The sequence below is a fragment of the uncultured Acinetobacter sp. genome (assembly GCF_947624825.1).
Taxonomy (GTDB): domain Bacteria; phylum Pseudomonadota; class Gammaproteobacteria; order Pseudomonadales; family Moraxellaceae; genus Acinetobacter.
Window position 1 is genome coordinate 1 of the sequence record NZ_CANQLZ010000111.1, and the last position, 3,505, is coordinate 3,505.

Sequence of the window (3,505 nt, forward strand, 5' to 3'; positions counted from 1 at the left end):
GCACCGACTGATGCACCGACTGATGCACCGACTGATGCACCGACTGATGCACCGACTGATGCACCGACTGATGCACCAACGGACGCACCGACAGATGCGCCGACCGATCCTGTTACGCCTGAGCCAGTTACAGTTAAGTTTACTGCATTAACCGTTAATGAAGGTGCAGACGATACCTCTTATGTGTTCACTGCTACGTTAAGTGAGCCGTCGCAGGGCGAAACAAAAATCGAGACAGACCAAGGTACGATTATTATTGCTGACCAAGAAACAACAGGCTCACTAAAAATTGCTAGCAATAACACAGAAGATGTTTATAAAGACTCGAGCGAACTAACAGCAAAAATCACTTCAACAGAAGGCAACTTCAAGCCAATAGAAATTGATGGTGATGATACTGCAACAGCTAAAGTGTTAGACACTGAAACGCCTGTTGATGTAACAATAACAGCTACAGCAAAAGCACAAACTATTAACTCAAGTTCAGCAGTTGATGGTTCTAATGGTGTAACGATTACAGCCATTAGTAATGACGGAAACGAAGCCAAGCTATCGGTTATTAAAGGAACTAACCACGATGGGTTTGGTGTAGAAACCAAAATCAATGGTAAAAGTGTTGAGAAGTCTAACGGTGACACCAAAGAGCTAGGCTTAGGTGAAAAAATTGTTGTTGATTTTGACAAAGATGTGAACTCAATTGATGTTTCTTTTGCATGGAGAAACAACCATGAAACTGCCGAGCTTACCTTTACTAACAATGGTGAAGTCATTGGTTCAGCACAAGTAACTGGTGATGGTAAAAGTACCACTAAAGCCATAGTGACCTACTATGATGCTGAGGGTAATAAAATAAAAGAAGTTAATGCTAAAGGTAGTTCTGACAAAGTTGATGAAGCTTTCACTTTTGAGCTGCCTGATGCCGATGGAAACATCTTATCGTTTGATAAAGTTGAGTTCACAGCACCAACCAAGGTAGATGACTACCTAATTCACGAAATCAGCTATAAGCAAGCATTAGACTCTAACGATATGACCGTAGATCAAGATGGTCAGGTTACCTTTGCAATTCAGATGGACGAAAGGTATCCACCACAAGGAAAAGCAGTAGCGACTGTTGAAGTGAACGGAAAAGAGATGCAAGTTGAACTAAATGCTACGGGTAGAGGCTCGTTTACTGTTGATGCCAAAGATTTAGGCGATGATTTATCTAAAGTTGTTGTAAATGTCGTCAAGGTTACTGGCGGAAACTACGAAAAAGTAAACCCAGCAACAGGTAAGTTTGATCTTTCACCTGCAACAGTTAAGTTTACTGCATCAGAGGTAAATGAAGGTGCAGACGACACCTCTTATGTGTTCACTGCTACGTTAAGTGAGAAGTCGCAGGGCGAAACAATAATAGTCACAGACCAAGGTACGATTACTATTGCTGACCAAGAAACAACTGGCTCACTAAAAGTTGCTAGCAATAACACAGAAGATGTTTATAAAGACTCGAGCAAGCTAACAGCAAAAATCACTTCAACAGAAGGCAACTTCAAGCCAATAAAAATTGATGGTAATGACACTGCAACAGCTAAAGTGTTAGACACTGAAACGCCTGTTGATGTAACAATAACAGCTACAGCAAAAGCACAAACCATTAACTCAAGTTCAGCAGTTGATGGTTCTAATGGTGTAACGATTACAGCCATTAGTAATGACGGAAACGAAGCCAAGCTATCGGTTATTAAAGGAACTAACCACGATGGGTTTGGTGTAGAAACCAAAATCAATGGTAAAAGTGTTGAGAAGTCTAACGGTGACACCAAAGAGCTAGGCTTAGGTGAAAAAATTGTTGTTGATTTTGACAAAGATGTGAACTCAATTGATGTTTCTTTTGCATGGAGAAACAACCATGAAACTGCCGAGCTTACCTTTACTAACAATGGTGAAGTCATTGGTTCAGCACAAGTAACTGGTGATGGTAAAAGTACCACTAAAGCCATAGTGACCTACTATGATGCTGAGGGTAATAAAATAAAAGAAGTTAATGCTAAAGGTAGTTCTGACAAAGTTGATGAAGCTTTCACTTTTGAGCTGCCTGATGCCGATGGAAACATCTTATCGTTTGATAAAGTTGAGTTCACAGCACCAACCAAGGTAGATGACTACCTAATTCACGAAATCAGCTATAAGCAAGCATTAGACTCTAACGATATGACCGTAGATCAAGATGGTCAGGTTACCTTTGCAATTCAGATGGACGAAAGGTATCCACCACAAGGAAAAGCAGTAGCGACTGTTGAAGTGAATGGAAAAGAGATGCAAGTTGAACTAAATGCTACGGGTAGAGGCTCGTTTACTGTTGATGCCAATGATTTAGGCAATGATTTATCTAAAGTTGTTGTAAATGTCGTCAAGGTTACTGGCGGAAACTATGAAAAAGTAAACCCAGCAACAGAGGACTTTAACTTTTCAGGTGTTCTAACACCCACGTCTTCTGATGACAGCATTACTACCAATGTAGATACACCCTACACCCTTAAAACAAATGACTTTGGTGATGATCTCTCTGAAGGCGTTCAGGTTATTAAAATTGTTTCAGAACCAGAAAATGGTAGCCTTTATCGCATTATTGAAAAAGGTGTGACTGTTATAGATAAAGAAGGCAATGTTGCTACAGAAAGCTCTAAGGTCGAAATTTCAGCAAACGACACCATCTCTTTGTCGGATATAAAGCTAGGTTTGTTGGTATTTGAGCCCAATGAAGGTAGCGAAGCAGATGGAAGCTTCCAGTTCCAAGCAGGTGATGGTGTAGGCAGCTTTAGCGACACCTACACAACAACCATTGTTGTTGGTGAGCTAGATACTAACAAGCCAGCTTCAGATGATGAAGACGGTACTGCCGATGAAGAAAGTGAAGACGGTACTGCCGATGAAGAAAGTGAAGACGGTGCTACCGATGAAGAAAGTGAAGACGGTGCTACCGATGAAGAAAGTGAAGACGGTACTACCGATGAAGAAAGTGAAGACGGTGCTACCGATGAAGAACCTGAAACTGCCGGCAACAACGCTTCAAGCGCAAGACTTATTGAGGCGTCATTTGAAGGACTAACTTACCAAACTAGCTCCGGCCTTTCGGGTGAATTAAACGAAGGGGCTTTTGACTATCAGTTAGGCGATACGATTAGCTTTTATATTGGCGATCAGCTAGTTGCTAGCTTTAATGCGGCAGCAATTAATGATGGACAGATTGCTTATGAAGAAGCTGGTTTTCTGATGAGTCGTGAAGAACTAGAGCAGATATTAACACCTGAACCTGAAACGGCGACTGAAACACCAGAATCTGAGCCTGAAACAGAAGCGCCATCAACTGAGCCTGAAACAGAAGCGCCATCAACTGAACCTGAAGCAGCGACTGAAACAGTGACCGAAGCACCAGTTACTGAACCAGAAACACCAGAAACACCAGAAACACCAGAAACACCAGAAACACCAGAAACACCAGAAACACCAGAAACACCAG

At 41.7% G+C, this 3,505-nt stretch carries 1 protein-coding gene; it reads left to right on the forward strand.

Features of this window, described 5'->3' with window-relative positions; genetic code table 11:
- A partial coding sequence (locus Q0017_RS13485; RefSeq protein ID WP_367277123.1) for an immunoglobulin-like domain-containing protein occupies positions 1 to 3,505 on the forward strand: 3,505 nt, incomplete at both ends.